A 15,227-nucleotide genomic window follows, 5' to 3' on the forward strand; every position below is an offset into this window, starting at 1 on the left:
GCGGTGCGGCGGCGCGGCCGGGCTGCCGCGGCTCACACGGCCCGGTATGTGAACCGCCCGCCGAGCAGCGTCGCCGCCACCGGCATCTCGCGGAGCGCGTCGCGATCGCATGAGTAGGGGTCGCGTTCGACCACGACCAGGTCGGCGGGCTGCCCCACGTCGAGACGGCTTCTGCTGCTCGCCTCCAGGGCGACGTCGAGCGGAAGACGCTGTTCCGGATGCCATGCCTCACGGTCACCGCGACTGCGCGCCGTTCCCGAGGCGATCGCGTGCCATGGGTCGAGGGGCGCGACGGGCGCGTCGGACCCGAGGCGCAAAGCGGCACCCGAGCGGTGCAGCGACCCGAAAGCGAACGCGCGCGCGGTGCGGCCCGCCCAGTGCAGGTCGGCGATGTCGCGGTCGTCCATCGCGTGCTCCGGCTGGATGCTCGCGATCAGACCGGCCCGTCGGAAGCGCGCGAAATCCTCGTCTCGCACCAGCTGCGCGTGCTCGATGATGCCCGGCATCCCGAGCTCTTGGAACACGTCGATGACCTCGGTGTTGGCGCGGTCGCCGATGGCGTGGACGGCGGGGAGGATGCCGCCGTCCTTCGCGCGCTGGAGCAGGCGCCGCAGCTCGTCGACGGGAACGCTCTGCACCCCGCAGCCGTGCTCGGCGTGGGCGTCCGCACCGGGGTAGGGGTCCCAGCACCAGGCCGTACGGGTGTTGAGCGATCCGTCGACGACGATCTTGAGTCGCCCCATGCGCACGAGCCCGTCGGGGTCGAGGCGGTCGCCGGTGCGGAGTCCGAGTGAGATGGCCTCCTCGAGACGGTCGGGCCACACCGCGGCGTCCACGCGCAACGACCGCACGCCCGCGGCGACGCGCTCCGGCCACTCGCGGTGGTTGGGGACGTTCTCGTACTCCACCACGCCGACCACACCGCGTCGCGCGGCCGCCTCAGCCACCTGTGCGTACGCCTCGGCGGGGAGGGGCGCGGATTGCTGGAACCTCTGCAGCGCGGCGATCCACTCGAACTCGGCGACGACACCGCTCGCGTCCGGCCGCAGGCCGAGGCGCTCCGCGCCGCGCGTGTTCATCCATCCGGCGTGCAGGTCGCCGCTGACGAGGACCACCGGGTCGTCGGGGAATGCCTCGTCGAGCGCGAGCAGCGAGGTGGGCGTCGACCAGAGGCCGTCGCGATAGCCGTACCCGACGAGGACACCGTGAGTGCGGGGAGCGTCGGCGGCGAGCGCCCCACGGATCACGGCGATCACGGCATCCGGGCCATTCGTGCCGCCGACGTCGACTCGCCGGCTCGAGATGACCCACTGCGTGAAGTGCACATGCGCATCCCATAGGCCCGGACCGACGAAGCGGCCGTCGAGGTCGACCACTTCGCCTGCGACCGGACCACCGGTCGGCCGGATGGCGGCGATCCTCCCGTTGTTCAGCACGACGTCGATCGGGTCGGCCCCGTCGTAGGCGCGTCCGCCGCGCAGAGTGAGGGCGTTCACAGCGCGGGCACCGGAGCGCCGACCATGCCGAACAGATCCTTCGGATCGTCGGGGGCGGCCACCAGGTCGATCTGTTGGGCGAGATCCGTGCCGGCGACGCTGTCGCGCAAGAAGCGGAGGGCCGAGAAATCCTCGATCGCGAAGCCGACCGAGTCGAACACGGTGACCTGCTCGGCCGACGTGCGCCCCGCCCGCGACCCGGCGAGGACCTGCCAGAACTCCGTCACCGGGAAGTCCGGGGCGACGCGCTGGATCTCGCCCTCGATCCGCGTCTGCGGGGTGTACTCCACGTAGACCGGTCCGCGGGACAGGATCGCGGGGTCGAGCTCGGTCTTGCCGGGGCAGTCTCCACCGATCGCGTTGATGTGCATCCCGGATGCCACGTCCTCATCGTGCAGCACGGTCGCGGACGCCTTGTCGGCGGTGCAGGTCGTGATGATGTCCGCGCCGCGTGCCGCCTCGGCCGCCGACTCGCACACCGTGATGTCGAAGCCCATCGGGATGAGGTTGCGCACCAGCTTGGCGGTAGCCGCGGGGTCGACGTCGAAGACGCGAAGCCGGTCGACCCCGAGGACTCCGCGGAAGGCCAACGCCTGGAACTCCGCCTGACTGCCGGCCCCGATCATGGCCATCGTCCGCGAATCGGGGCGCGCCAGGTGCCGGGCGACCATCGCCGAGGTGGCCGCTGTGCGAAGGGCCGTCAGCAACGTCATCTCCGACAGGAACACCGGGTAGCCGTTGTGCACGTCGGCGAGCACGCCGAACGCCGTGACCGTCTGATAGCCGCGACCCGGGTTGAAGGGGTGGCCGTTGACGTACTTGAAGGCATAGGTGTCGGGATCGCTGACCGGCATGAGCTCGATGACGCCGAACGGCGTGTGGCTGGCCATGCGCTCGACCTTGTCGAACGACGTCCAGCGACGGTAGTCGGCCTCGAGATACGAGACCATCTCGGTCATGAGCCGCTCGGCGCCGTGCGTGCGGACCCACCGCACCATGGCATCCACGCCAACGAATCCGGTCATCGTGCTTCTTCTTCCTCTCGGGTGCGGATGGCGTCCATCCGATCGGCCAGGGCCGAATTCTCGTAGGGGCCGGGGGCCCGCAGCGCCGCGATGACGCGATCGACGACCGCGTCGGGCTTGTCCTGACTGAGCTTCTGCTTCGCCTCGAACCGCGCCACGGGCAGCCGGAACCCGACCGTTCCGTGCACGATGCGCTCCGCGTACGCGGTGTTCTCGAGGCTCCGATGCATCAGGAACGGATTCGGCAACGGCGCCTCGAAGTGCGTCACGAGCCGGTCGAGCACGGCGAGGTTCTCCTCGTCGCTCAGCAGCGTCGGCGTGCCGTACAGATGCGCCACGACGAAGTTCCAGGTGGGCACGGCGGGCGAGGTGTCGTACCAGCTCGGTGAAACGTATCCGCTCGGACCGGACACGACGACCATCACCTCGTGCGCGCCGAGCTCGTGCAGTTGCTCGTCGGGGCGTCCCACGTGACTGACGAGCGCGAAACCGTCGGACTCATCGACGAGGACGGGATAGTGGGATGCCACGAGACCGCGTCCCGGAACGTGGCTGACCAGCGTCGCCCAGGGGTTCTCGCGCACCAGAGCGCGCACGGCGTCGAGGTCGTGGAGGGCGTAGTCGGGGGTGTACCTCATCAGCGCACCGCCGGCCCGAAGACGAGGACGAGCTCGGCCGGGGACGCCGAGTCGTTGCGGACGCCGTGGGTGACACCGGCGCGCGCATAGGCTGCATCTCCCGCCGTGAGGACATGGTCCACACCGTCCGCGGTGAAGACGATCTCTCCCGACGTGACGACGTAGAGCTCATCGCTACTCTCGGCCGAGCAACTGTCTTCGGCTCCAGCAAGGTGCCGATGCTCCCCCTCCGACGCCCCCGGGTCGAGCCGGTACAGCATCACCTGAGTTCCGAGGGCGGTGGCATCCGCGAAATACCATTCGATGCCCACGCGCCCCTCACCCTCGTACAGGGTCCAGTCGTGGTGAACTTCGTCACGTCGTTGGATCAGCATGTCGCTCACATCACCGGGACGACCGTCGCGTCGACCGCGAAGGCCGACACATCGTCGGTGGTCGGGCGACCGGTCGCGAGCTCGGCCAGAGCGAGCCCGAAGGCGGGGGTGAACTTGAAGGCGTGACCGGCGCCGAGGGCGACGACGATGTCGGGGTGCTCGACGAGGGGGCCGAGCACGAACCGCCGATCGGGAGTCAACGCGTACTGGCACGTCACCGTCCGCAGGGCCGGGCCGCTCCCCGGAATCACCGCCCCCAAGAACTCGGTGAGCTCGGCGAGGCGCTCGTCGGAGGGGATGAAGGTGCGCTCGGCAGGAGTCATGAGGTTCTCGGAGACGTCGCGGGCCGCCTTGACGGTCGGCTCGCCATAGGTGGGGAAGCCGTAGAAGCACTGCTCGTCTTCCCAGATCCACACCGGGAAGTGCGAAGGGTCGAACGCCCCGGACTCACCCGGCGCGAAGTACGTCACCTGCTCCTGCATCACCTCGAGCGGAATCCGGATGCCGAGCGGCTCGAGCAGCGTGTTCGTCCACGCGTCCGCGGCGAGCACGACGCGGCGCGCGCGCACCTGGCCGGCGTCGGTGGTGACGTCAACTCCCCCGCCGTCCACCGGCGTCAGCTTCTCGACGCGGGTGCGGTCGCGGAGGTCGGCGCCGAGCACCCGCGCGTGCATCTGCAGGGTCGCGACGGTGCGGGCCGCGTGAGCGATGCCCGAATCGGGCGTGAAGACGGTCGTGACACCCGCGGGGATCGCGAACTGCGGCCACCGACGCGCCACTTCGTCGGGGTCGAGGAGTTCGAAGGGGACGCCGTTCTCCGAGAGGCTCCGCGCGAAGTCGTCCGCGTCGTACGGGCCATCGTCGGGGATGAAGACGACTCCTCCGGTCACCGTCAGCAGCCGCTCTCCGGTCGCGCCCTCGAGTGCCGCCCACTCCCGGTATGCCGCCTGCGCGAACCGCACGTACTCCGCGGCGCCGTAGGAGGTCCGGACGATCCGCGAGGTGTCGTGCGAGGCTCCGCGCACGTGACCGAGCTCGTACTGCTCGAAGGCGGCGACGCGCGCGCCGAGGCGGGCCAGGTGGTACGCAGCGGCGCTGCCGAGCGCGCCGAGGCCCACGACGGCGACGTCGAACTCCTCCATGACGGGTCCCTTCCACCGGCGGGGAACGGGTGCCCCGACGGATACCGGTAATTATTCGAATCACCCGTCGCGGCGCTGTTACGGTCACCATGAGCTGCAATACTCGGCCGTCCGGATTGCAGTTATGGGAGGAGACCCGTGTGACCGCACGCGTAGAGCAAGCCGTGGCCATCCTCCGCGCCGTCGCCGGACGCACCGATCCGACCTCCCCCCTCTCCCTGGCGGCGATCTCCGCCTCCGTCGGAGTGGGACTCAGCACGGCCTCGCGGGTGTGCGCGGGACTCGTCGAGAGCGGCATGTTGGAGCGAGGCGAGGCCTACGGGACCTTCGCGACGGGGCCTCGCGCGATCGCGCTGTCCGGGAGCGCCGCCGCCGCGCTCGGGCCGACCGTTCATTTCGAGCTGCACCGGCTCGCGCAGGAGACCGCCGAAACCGTGATCCTCTCCGCCGCCGACGGCACGGGTGCACGCATCATCGCCGCGGTCGGTTCCGGGTGGACCCTGCACGTCCCCGCAGCCGTCGGCGAAGTGGTGACCGACTCCCGTCGCGCGGTGATCCGCGCTCTCGCGGGCGACGCAGAGGAGGCGGCGATGATCGAGTCGCAGGCGGGCCGTGCCGTCGAGATCGCCGTCCCCCTCGCCGCTCCCGACGGACGTCGTGTGCTCTCGTTGGCCGTCGCCCTTCCCGTCTACCGTGCCGCCCGAGCGCGTCCGCGCATCCGACGCCTCCTCGCCGACGCCCGGCGCGCCTTCGAACGGGCCCTCGCCGAAGAGCATCGAGGTTCGGTTGCCCCACGCCCGCTCGATCGCTCGACGATCACGACATCCGTCCGGACGGAGGAAGCCGCCCTGCGTCTGGTCGAGCACCTCGCTGTCGCCCCCGGCTCGGCAACGTCCGCAGCCGCGGCAGCGGGGCTGCGGCCCGACCGCGCTCGACGTCTGGTGGACGCTCTCGTGCGCTCGCGCCTGCTCGCCCGCGACGCAGAGACCGACGCGTTGCACATCGACCCGGCGATCCACGCCTGGCATCGGGCGGCATTCCTCCCCGCACTCGCTCGGAGGGGTCCCGCGCGCGCGATGGCGACGGCCGAACGCGTCGGCGCGTGCGTCTTCGTGACGACCCTCGCGGGCATGCGCAGCTTCACCGTCGTGGAGCACATCGAACCGCTGGGGGAAGGCCTGCTCATGGCCCCGTGGCTCGGCCGCCCCCACCCCCTCGTCGGTTCCGACGGCGGGCCCACCCTCGCCATGGACTTCGACGCCGCCCAGCTCGCCCACCTGTTCCCCCGGCGGCACGGAGCGTCGGAGTACGACCAATTCGTACGACGCGTCCAGCGGGTTCGCGCCGACGGCACGCTGACCATGCGCTCCGTCGACGAGTTCGGGATCACGTCGATCAGCGCCCCCGTCCGTGATGCCGCCGGGCTCGTCGCCGCAGCCGCCTGCATCGTCGGCGCGACCGAGGACGTCTCGATGCGCCTCCCCGAGCTGCAAGACGCCGCACGCACGCTCGCCGCGACGCTGTCCGCCGACCTGGGCGCGACGTACGGGGCGTCCACCGCCTCCGTCGACGCGGTGGACGGAGCATCCATACCGCCTCCCCGATGACTCGACTATCGTCGCTGCGAACGAGAGAAGGCCTCCGGATGCCGCTGACCCCCGAACCCGCGATCCACTACGTCACCGACGGCGACACGGCCCATCCGACGGTGGTGCTCATCGCCGGCGGCGGGGCGCAACTCATCGCCTGGCACGTGGATCTCGTCGCCCAGCTCGTCGACCGTGGCCTGCACGTCGTGCGGATGGACAATCGCGACGTCGGACTCTCGGCGCGTTTCGGCGGGCTCGACGACATCGACGGCGGGTACGGCCTCGAGGAGATGGGCGACGACGTCGTGCGCGTGCTCGACGATCTCGGGGTCGCCCGGGCGCATCTGGTCGGTCATTCCATGGGCGGAATGATGGCGCAGATGACCGCGCTGCGGCATCCGGATCGCGTGGCGAGCCTGGGGCTGCTGTCGACGATCCCGGGGCGCGATCCGCGCTACATCCTGCACGCCGACCCCGATCTGACGGGTGCCCCGGCGCGGTACACACGGGACGAGGTGGTGGCCGGCGCCTCCGCGTTCGCGGCCGCCACGGCCGGGCAGCGGTACCCCCTCGACGTGGCGTGGAACGCCTGGGCCGCGGGCGAAGCTTTCGATCGCGGCTATGCACCCGAGGGGTTCTCCCGGCAATGGGCGGCGCTGATGCGCGCACCCGAGAGGCTCGAATCGTTGAGAAGCGTCGACGTCCCGGCCCTGGTGTTCCACGGCCGAGACGACGACGTGCTGCACTGGAGCGCCGCGGTCGACATGGCCGAGGCCCTCATCGCCGCCGAGCTCCAGGTGCACCCCGGAATGGGGCATTACATCGTTCCGGAGCTGTGGACCGAACTCGTGGCGGGGATCACCCGGACCGTCGCCGCGGGAGAAGCGTCGCGCTGATGCAGACGGCGCGGCGCCTCGTCCGTCAGTGCCTCGCGTCGACCGCGGTGTCGCGCTTCACCACCCGCGAAATGCCGGTCACGATCCCCACGATGATCAAGCCCAGAATGAGTCCGAACACCGCCGACATGGCCGTCTCGACGATCCACTCGACGACGGGGCCCGCGGCCTCGGTCGCGTGGGTCACGACGTGGACGAGGTCGTAGGGACCCGACCAGAGGGTTTCCGACAGGTTCTGCAGCACCAGGTGCCCGCCGACCCACAGCATGGCGACCGTGCCGATGACGCTGATCACCCGGAAGACGGCGGGCATGGATGCCACGACGCGGGCCCCGAAGCGGCGGACGCCCCGCGAGTCGCTCTTCATGAAGCGCAGACCGATGTCGTCGATCTTCACCAGCAGGGCCACCGCGCCGTAGACGACGACGGTCATGGCCAGACCGATGATGAGCAGCGCCCCCAGCGTCATCCAGATGCCGAAGTCAGGGTCGAGGCTGGAGAGGGCGATGAGCATGATCTCGGTGCTGAGAATGAGGTCGGTGCGCACGGCGCCCAGCACGAGCTTCTTCTCATCGCGCGGCTCGTCAGCGTCGCCCTCGGCATGGTGCACGCCGAACCACTCGAGCACCTTCTCGGCGCCCTCGAAGCAGAGGAACCCGCCGCCGATGATGAGGAGGTAGGGAAGCACCCACGGGGCGAAGGCGGTGAGCAGCAACGCGATCGGGATGATGATCACGTACTTGTTGACGATGCTGCCCAGCGCGATCTTCCAGACCACGGGCAGCTCGCGCGCGGGCGTGAGGCCCTGCACGTACTGCGGAGTGACGGCAGCGTCGTCGATGACGACTCCGGCCGTCTTGGCACTCGCGCGCATCGCTGCGCTGAGGATGTCATCGACGACGGCGAGGAGTCCGACGGACATGCGCTTCTCCCGGGGTGCGAGGGCGCGCGAGGTGCGCACCGCAGGCACGACCCTATCGGGGTGCGGGGCCGTGGCGGACGGGGTGGCGCCGGGGTCGGCGCTCTGTCGTCGCCGCGCGGCCGTGGCTAGGGTGAAGCCACCGCCACCCGCAGAGGAGAGCCATGTCGTTCATCACACGCGGATTCTCGGGGCGACGACGCGAGCGCGACCCCCGACTCCCGCCCGGTCAGACGCTCGTCGGCGACTGGCCGGTGCTGTCGGCCGGGCCGACGCCCCGCATCGCCGACGATGGCTGGGAGTTCGCGATCGGCACCGAGAACGGCGTGCACCGCTGGAGCCGCGCCGAGCTCGAGGCCCTCGGCGTCGAGGACATCACCGTCGACATCCACTGCGTCACGCACTGGACGAAGCTCGACATGCCGTGGCGCGGGGTCTCGCTCGATCGCCTCTTCGCCGGGATCGAGACCTCGCATCGCTTCGCGATGGTGCACTCCTTCGGCGGCTATACGACGAACATCGCCCTCGACGACCTGCTCGGCGGCAAGAGCTGGATCGCCTTCGAGGCCGACGGGGCGCCGCTGACGCCCGAGCACGGCGGCCCCGCTCGCCTGCTCGTGCCGCACCTGTACTTCTGGAAGAGCGCGAAGTGGGTGCAGGGGCTCATCACGATGCCGGCCGACAAGCCCGGGTTCTGGGAGCAGAACGGCTATCACCTGCACGGCGACCCCTGGCGCGAGGAACGGTACGGGTGACCGCGCGCCCCGCCGCCTGGCACGCCGCGACCGTCGTCGCCTCGCGCCCCGAGACCGCGACGGTCCGGCGGATCGAGCTCGAGGTGCCCACGTGGCCGGGCAATGAGGCGGGTTCGCACCTCGACGTGCGCCTCACCGCCCCCGACGGCTACCAGGCGAGCCGGTCGTACTCCGTCGCGTCGGCGGGCTCGGGTACGCGCATCGTCCTCGCCGTCGACGAGGTGCCCGATGGGGAGGTCTCGCCGTTCCTCGTCCACGACCTGCGCGAAGGCGACCGGATCGAGGTGCACGGACCGCTCGGGGCGTTCTTCGTGTGGATGCCGTCCGATGACCCCGCACCGGTGCAACTGATCGCGGGCGGCTCCGGGGTCGTCCCCCTCTTCGCGATGGCCTCGGCGCACGCGGCGAGCGCCGACGCGACCCCCTTCCGGCTGCTGTACTCCGTTCGCACCCCGGACGACGTGTTCTTCGCCGACGAGCTCGCGGCGCTCGTCGACGATCGGTTCGCCCTCGATCTCGTGTACACCCGCCGGGCCCCCGCGAACGCGGAGCGTGCCCCCGCGCGATTGACCGTCGAGGGCCTGCGCGCCGCGGTCATCCCGGCCGATCAGCGGCCGCGCGTCTTCGTCTGCGGACCGACGCCGTTCGTCGAGGCCGTCTCGGGCTGGCTCATCGAGGCGGGCCACTCGGCCGCCCGCATCCGCACCGAACGCTTCGGAGGTTCCTGATGACGCTTCTCGACGGCAATGCCCTGGCCGGTCGCCTCGACGACCTGCTCGGATGGGACGCCACGGCATCCGGGGTGCGATGCACCCACTGCGGGCTCACGGGACTACTCGCGACGGCGACGGTGTACGCCTCGGCAATGGGGACGGTGGCGCGATGCCGCGGGTGCGACGCCGTGCTCCTCACCGTCGTCGACGGCCCCGACGGTCGTTCGTGGCTGGGGCTTTCGGGCGTGAGCGCGGTGGAGATGCACCGCGGCTGACCGCGCACATTGCGGTCGGGCATCACCGTCGGGATCCTCGGGGCAGACCGGTACCCGGCCATGGGGCCCGAACGAGGAACGGGGGCGAGCCATGAGCGACGCGCAGGCCCACGTCACCCGATCATGTAGACCATGCCCCGACCGTCCGCAGTCAGGGCTTCGACGAACTGCTGCGCTTTCTCGAGGTGATCAAGGACGTAGCGAAGCTCGTCATCGCGGCTCGCCCCGTGTGGGCTTTTCCACCGATCGGCCCACGCACGAACACGAAACTCATCGAAGCGAGCGAGGTCTGAGTGAATGGCCGGCATCTCCGTGGGCAGAATGGTTCGGATGAACGGGTCCCACCCGAACCCCGTCATACTGACGTTCCCCTCGAAAATCCGGTGGCATGACGCTGCGGCATCCGTCTTCGAATTGGGCAGGGTCAAGTTCTGGAGCGCGGCCCACGCCTTGTCGAGATACAGCATGTCGCGTTTGGAGGGAACCTGTTCGAAGGTCGTGAAGCTCACCGTGGCGTGCGGCTCCAAGCCCCACGCGTCGGCGAGCGGGTCGCTGGACAAGATGCTGCGGGGGTCTTCGATCGCCTGCCGGGCGTGGTCAGCGTCGAAAGCGTATGCGTAGTAGCGAATTCCCATGGCCCCAGCATTGCCACCACTCGGTCACGTCCGGCAGGCGTTTGGGCGATCGGGGGAGAACTGCGGCGAGATTGCATCTGGGGAGAAGCCTCAGTCTTGGCCTTCAGTCGACACGGCGTGCGCCCGGCGGCACCTCGCACGGCCACATCGACATCACGCGAAAAGCCCCGGCGAACCGGGGCTTTTTCGGCGGAGACGGAGGGATTTGAACCCTCGGTCCCCTTACGGGGACTCCACCTTAGCAGGGTGGTGCACTAGGCCTGACTATGCGACGTCTCCAGGTGATCGACGCCTCTCGGCGCGAGCACACCGGTCAATACTAACCGGATGCCGCCCGGCATTCGAACCATGTCCGATATGCCGGGCGGCGAGGACTCACTCGCGGACGTTGCCGTTCGAGCAGGTCGCCTGCGCGGCGGTCTGACCCGCAATGCCCTCGGGGAGCACGACGGCACTCGAGCTGGGGTCGGGCGTGGGCGTCGTGCCATCCGTGGGAGCGGGAGCCTCGGTCGCCTCGGGAGAGGCGGATGCCGTGGGAGCCGGCGCCGCGTTGGGGTCGGCCACCACTCCGTCACCGTCGCTGAGGTTGCCCGACAGCTGCAGCGGCTGGTTCGCGGCGAGCGCGGCCCAGAGCGTCTTGGCGTCGTCCTCGTTCGGCACCACGCGGTTCGGGTTGGACGGGTCGGCTCCGGTCGGGTACTGGATGAAGACGATCTCGTTGAACGGCACGTCTTTGACCGCCGAGGCGATCTGCACGAGCGTCAGCGGATTGGTCAGCGACGTCGAGGGATCGACGTTGCGCAGCGCGGTCGAGGCGAGCTTGTAAAGGGTCGCCGGGTTCGACAACACCTCCTGGCTCTTCAGCTTGTTGGCCAGTCGCGACATGTACTGCTGCTGGTTCGAGATGCGACCGAGATCGCCACCGTCGCCGACACCGTGACGCGTACGCAGGAACTGCAGGGCGTCGAAGCCCTTCACCGTGCGGATGCCGGCGGGCCAGTCGATGCCGGTGTACGGGTCTTTGATGCCGTTGGCGATGCAGACGTCGACGCCACCGATGGCATCCGTGATGTTGATGACACCTCCGAAGCTGACCTTGGCCGCGAACGGGATCTCGAGCCCGCTGAGCTCGGAGACCGTCTGCACGACGCACGACAGGCCGCCGTCGTCGAACGCGCTGTTGATCTGGGCGAAGCTTCGTGCCGAGTTCTCCTGCCCGTCGGCGTTGGTGCACGCCGGGATCGGCACCATCAGGTCACGCGGGAACGAGATGACCGTCACGCGCCGGGGCGCGTCGGAGATGTGGATGAGGAGGTTGACGTCGTTCAGACTGCCGTCGGAGTCGGGACCCGTGCAGCGATCGCCGAAGTACTGCGCGAACGCCGGCTCGCACTCGTCGGTGCCGACCAGCAGCATGTTGACGCCGCCCTGCAGCTCGCCGATGTCGGGCGGGACGGCCGGCTGATTCTTCAGCTCGACGGCGTCGGCGGTGAAGCTGCGCGTGAGGTCGACGGCGGCGTAGGCGAGCACCGTTCCACCCGATACGAGCACGACGGCAAGGACGATCGCGAGGCCGCGCAACAGCTGCGCGACGGGGCCCGGCGACGTCAGTCGCCCATGGCGCGCGACGGTCCGCTGACCGCGCGAAGGGGTGGTCTTGCTCACTCGGGTCCTTTCACGACGGATGCCGCCGGCCCGGCAGCACGTCACGCTCCGGCACGGCCGGAGGTCGCAGCAATACTAGGGACGGGCGGCTGTGAATGGCGTGAAGACCTGGCGTTTCACCGACCCTTCTCGCCCGGCTGCCAGGCGCGCCTACCCGCGCGGCGCGGAGCGTCGGGCGGCGTGGGCCCAACGACGTTCGACTCCCGCTCCGCCGGTCATAACGAAAGAACGCGGACCCCTGCGGGGCCCGCGTTCTTTCGTTGCGGAGGGTGTGGGATTCGAACCCACGGGACATTGCTGCCCACTGGTTTTCAAGACCAGGTCCATCGGCCGCTCGGACAACCCTCCCGGACCCGACGAGTCTACCGAGCCACAGCGGCCGACGCGGGCGGCGACCCCGGACGCACCGGGGCCGCCACCGCGCGGTGCTCAGCCGAGCGGGCCGTAGGCCGACGGGGTCGTGCGGGCCTGGGTCGCCTGCTCGAATCCGTACGCCAACCCGAGGAGTGGGCCCTCGCCGAAGTCGCGACCGAGGAACTCGAGGTTCACCCCTCCGGTCGCCCCTTCCTGGGCCGTGCCCTGCCCCATCGGGACCGTCACCGCCGGGAGCCCCGTGTTCGGGCTCAGACGCATGTTGGTGCCGATGGTGGAGTACGGGTTGCCGGACGGGTAGATCACGGCATCCAGACCCTGGGCGTCCATGAACGCCATCATCGTCTGCTTGCCCTTGGCCAGCTGCAGGGTGTGCGAGCCCTGCGGCCCGGCCCAGGCCTGGTAGGCGTCTTCCGTGACGGTCGCACGCTGCCCGTAGGGGCTGGTCGCGCGCCCCGGCACGATGTTCGGCGACTGCGAGATCGCCGACAGGCTGCGAGCCGACACATCGGGGTTCAGATAGGCGTCGATGTACTTCTGCAGATCGTGGTTGAACTCCGGCCCACTGCCGCTGCCCTCGCCCACGATGGCCGAGAAGCCGTCGGGTGCGGCGACCGCCACCACCGTCGCCCCCTGTGCCTCGAGGGTCGCCTTCGCCTGGGCGAAGAGCCGTGCGGTGATCGGGTTGGTCCCGAGCATCGACGCAATGTAGCCGAACTTCTTGCCCTTCAGCGAGCCGGCGTCGAGGAACGTCGTGTACGACTCCGGCACCTTGCCCGCCTGGCGCGCGGTGGCGGCGTCGTTCGGATCCTCTCCCACCACGGCGTCGAGCGCGATCGCGGCGTCTTGCACCGAACGGGCGATCGGGCCGCCCGTGTCCTGCGAGAGCGCGAGCGGAACGATGCCGGCGCGACTGGTGAGTCCGACCGTCGGCCGGACGCCGACCAACTGGTTGTACGTCGACGGGACGCGGATGGACCCGCCCGTGTCGGTTCCGAACCCGATGCCGGCGAGGTTGGCCGCGATCGCCGCCCCGGTGCCGCCGCTCGAGCCGCCCGAGGTCTTGGTGGTGTCGTACGGGCTCGACACCGTCAACGCGGTGCCCGCGGGCTGGAACGCCGACCACTGCGAGGTCAGGTTGATCGCGAACTCGTCCATGCTGGCCTTGGCGATGATCACCGCCCCGTCGGCGCGGAGCCCCGTGACCATCGTGGCGTCGCTCGAGGTCTGGTTCGCGTTCCAGCACCCGCAGCCCGCTGTGGTGGGCATGTCGGCGGTGTCGTAGTTGTCCTTGAGCGCGACCGGGATGCCGAGCAGCATGCTCGTCATCCCCTTCTCCGCACGGATCGCGTCGGCCGCTGCCGCCGCCGTCAACGCCACCTGGCTCGTCGTGATGATCGAGTTGAGCGGTCGACCGCCGTCTTGGCGCACGACCTTGTCATAGGCGGCGATGCGGTCGAGGTATTGCTGGGTGAGCGAAACCGACGTGATCACGCCGGCGTTCATTGCCGCCTGCATGGCCACGGCGTCGGCCTCCACGATCTGGAACGGCCCGTCGTCGTAGATGATGCGCTCCGACAGGTCGGCGAGGTCGGATGCCGTCACGGCGCCGTCACCGTCGAAGTCGAAGGTCGCGGCATCCGCCCAATCGGCATCGCCCTTCACCGAACCGATGTGCGGCGCGAGGGCCGAAAGGTCGGCCGTGGTCACCTGCTCATCGCCGGTGCGATCGAGTTCGGTGTAGTACGGGGCGAGGAAGGGGGCAGCGCTCGGGGCGGGTGCCGGGGCGGCCAGGGCGGCAGCGGGCGCGACGAGCCCTCCGGCGACGGCGACACCGAGGGTGGCGCACACGGCGAACGTGCGACGGGTCAGGGCGCTCATTCGCTCACCCCCTGACGACGGCGGAGCACGAAGAGCGCTCCTGCGGCGATCAGCGAAACGCCGAGGGCCCCGGAGATGAGCCATGCGGCGGTGTCGATTCCGGTGGCGGCCAGTCCGCCCGGACCGTTCGCGGCCGGGGCGGCGGAGGGGGTCGTCGACGGAGAGGCCGAGGCGGACGGGCTGGGTGAGGCCGTCGCGGTCGGCGACGGGGTCGGGGAGGGCGTCGGGGCCGCCGCGATGACGAGGGGCGCGGATGCCACCGTGACGGCGGTCGTCACGTCACCGCCCGACGAGACCAGGCGCACGGACGTCACGCCGACGGCCGTGGAACCCGCGGCGACGGCGCGGAAGGGGACGGACGCGAGCGTCACGTCGCCGGTGCTCTCGAGCCCCGGCGAGGTGCCGAGGCGCGTGTGCGACACGGTCACCGTGTCGGCGTCCGTCACCGCGGAGGTGAAGCCGCCGGAGGGGCCGGTCGGCTCGTCGCCGGTGGGGACGAAGAGAGCCGGGTCGAAGGCGATCTCGAGGTCGTAGGAATACAGGTCACTGACCCCCGATCCGGTGATCGTGGCGACGAACGTGTCGCCCGTCGTGACGTCGGCTGAACTCAGCGATAGCGCGAGGGCGGCGGTCGGCGGGGCGGCGTGAGCCGCGGGAGCGGCGGCGACGACAGGCCCCAGGAGGGCGAGTGCCGCGGTGAGCGCGACGCCGAGACGACGGGTCGCTCTCGGCGGGGATGCGGAAATGTGGGCAGACATGTGCCAGTCAGGCTCCTTCGGATCGGTCGAGCGACGATCGGGATCCGCGGGGGCCTTTCGCATCCTGTGATCGTTCGGGTGCTCCGACCCTGAC

15 protein-coding genes and 2 tRNA genes are annotated in these 15,227 nt (G+C 70.1%); 5 read left to right on the forward strand and 12 right to left on the reverse strand.

Annotation, left to right across the window (positions count from 1 at the left end; genetic code table 11):
- Nucleotides 1-32: 32 nt before the first annotated feature.
- The 5 genes from M3667_RS09485 to solA are packed head-to-tail and all read right to left on the reverse strand — an operon-like array spanning nt 33 to nt 4,675.
- On the reverse strand, nt 33-1,496 hold the full coding sequence (locus tag M3667_RS09485) for an amidohydrolase family protein (protein ID WP_251507584.1): 1,464 nt from the start codon (nt 1,494-1,496) through the stop codon (nt 33-35).
- Nucleotides 1,493-2,521, reverse strand: coding sequence for an ornithine cyclodeaminase (locus M3667_RS09490; protein WP_251507586.1), 1,029 nt, complete (start codon nt 2,519-2,521; stop codon nt 1,493-1,495). The genes M3667_RS09485 and M3667_RS09490 overlap by 4 nt, the downstream gene beginning before the upstream one ends.
- Entirely contained in the window at nt 2,518-3,159 is a 642-nt protein-coding gene (locus M3667_RS09495) for an FMN-binding negative transcriptional regulator (protein WP_251507587.1), read from the reverse strand. Before M3667_RS09495 ends, M3667_RS09490 begins: the two co-directional genes overlap by 4 nt.
- Nucleotides 3,159-3,533, reverse strand: coding sequence for a cupin domain-containing protein (locus M3667_RS09500; protein WP_251507588.1), 375 nt, complete (start codon nt 3,531-3,533; stop codon nt 3,159-3,161). The genes M3667_RS09495 and M3667_RS09500 overlap by 1 nt, the downstream gene beginning before the upstream one ends.
- Nucleotides 3,534-3,538: 5 nt before the next feature.
- On the reverse strand, nt 3,539-4,675 hold the full coding sequence (solA, locus tag M3667_RS09505) for an N-methyl-L-tryptophan oxidase (protein ID WP_251507589.1): 1,137 nt from the start codon (nt 4,673-4,675) through the stop codon (nt 3,539-3,541).
- A gap of 140 nt (nt 4,676-4,815) precedes the next feature.
- On the opposite strand from solA, the gene M3667_RS09510 reads away from it, so the two are divergent.
- Together M3667_RS09510 and M3667_RS09515 are read left to right on the forward strand one after the other, a co-directional pair.
- Nucleotides 4,816-6,282 carry a helix-turn-helix domain-containing protein gene (locus M3667_RS09510; protein WP_251507590.1) on the forward strand — a complete coding sequence of 489 codons (1,467 nt, stop codon included), beginning with the start codon at nt 4,816-4,818 and terminating at the stop codon, nt 6,280-6,282.
- Between the two features lie 38 nt (nt 6,283-6,320).
- Nucleotides 6,321-7,160, forward strand: a complete 840-nt coding sequence (locus tag M3667_RS09515) for an alpha/beta fold hydrolase (RefSeq protein WP_251507591.1) — start codon at nt 6,321-6,323, stop codon at nt 7,158-7,160.
- 25 nt (nt 7,161-7,185) lie between these two features.
- On the opposite strand, the gene M3667_RS09520 is transcribed toward M3667_RS09515, so the two are convergent.
- Nucleotides 7,186-8,082 (reverse strand): DUF808 domain-containing protein, encoded by an 897-nt coding sequence (locus tag M3667_RS09520; RefSeq protein ID WP_251507592.1) that lies wholly within the window; start codon nt 8,080-8,082, stop codon nt 7,186-7,188.
- 161 nt (nt 8,083-8,243) lie between these two features.
- Between M3667_RS09520 and M3667_RS09525 the strand changes: the two genes are divergently transcribed.
- From M3667_RS09525 to M3667_RS09535, 3 genes are read left to right on the forward strand one after another with little or no spacing between them, the layout of a single operon-like run.
- Nucleotides 8,244-8,834 carry a molybdopterin-dependent oxidoreductase gene (locus tag M3667_RS09525; RefSeq protein WP_251507593.1) on the forward strand — a complete coding sequence of 197 codons (591 nt, stop codon included), beginning with the start codon at nt 8,244-8,246 and terminating at the stop codon, nt 8,832-8,834.
- Nucleotides 8,831-9,562 carry an FAD-binding oxidoreductase gene (locus tag M3667_RS09530; protein ID WP_251507594.1) on the forward strand — a complete coding sequence of 244 codons (732 nt, stop codon included), beginning with the start codon at nt 8,831-8,833 and terminating at the stop codon, nt 9,560-9,562. The genes M3667_RS09525 and M3667_RS09530 overlap by 4 nt, the downstream gene beginning before the upstream one ends.
- Entirely contained in the window at nt 9,562-9,822 is a 261-nt protein-coding gene (locus M3667_RS09535; RefSeq protein WP_251507595.1) for a DUF6510 family protein, read from the forward strand. The genes M3667_RS09530 and M3667_RS09535 overlap by 1 nt, the downstream gene beginning before the upstream one ends.
- 113 nt (nt 9,823-9,935) lie before the next feature.
- Here the strand turns inward: M3667_RS09535 and M3667_RS09540 are convergent, their stop codons facing one another.
- From M3667_RS09540 to M3667_RS09565, 6 genes are all read right to left on the reverse strand, one after another.
- Nucleotides 9,936-10,457 carry a DUF1877 family protein gene (locus tag M3667_RS09540; RefSeq protein ID WP_251507596.1) on the reverse strand — a complete coding sequence of 174 codons (522 nt, stop codon included), beginning with the start codon at nt 10,455-10,457 and terminating at the stop codon, nt 9,936-9,938.
- Between the two features lie 190 nt (nt 10,458-10,647).
- A tRNA-Ser gene (locus M3667_RS09545) sits at nt 10,648-10,736 on the reverse strand.
- Between the two features lie 96 nt (nt 10,737-10,832).
- On the reverse strand, nt 10,833-12,122 hold the full coding sequence (locus tag M3667_RS09550; RefSeq protein ID WP_251507597.1) for an LCP family protein: 1,290 nt from the start codon (nt 12,120-12,122) through the stop codon (nt 10,833-10,835).
- 263 nt (nt 12,123-12,385) lie between these two features.
- Nucleotides 12,386-12,470 (reverse strand) — tRNA-Ser (locus tag M3667_RS09555).
- Between the two features lie 81 nt (nt 12,471-12,551).
- Entirely contained in the window at nt 12,552-14,375 is a 1,824-nt protein-coding gene (locus M3667_RS09560; protein ID WP_251507598.1) for an amidase family protein, read from the reverse strand.
- The gene (locus tag M3667_RS09565; protein ID WP_251507599.1) at nt 14,372-15,133 is read right to left on the reverse strand and encodes a cohesin domain-containing protein; all 762 of its coding nucleotides are present in this window, start codon (nt 15,131-15,133) and stop codon (nt 14,372-14,374) included. The genes M3667_RS09560 and M3667_RS09565 overlap by 4 nt, the downstream gene beginning before the upstream one ends.
- Between the last annotated feature and the right edge of the window lie 94 nt (nt 15,134-15,227).

Source organism: Microbacterium sp. P26 (genome assembly GCF_023712585.1).
GTDB classification, from domain to species: Bacteria; Actinomycetota; Actinomycetes; order Actinomycetales; family Microbacteriaceae; genus Microbacterium; species Microbacterium algihabitans_A.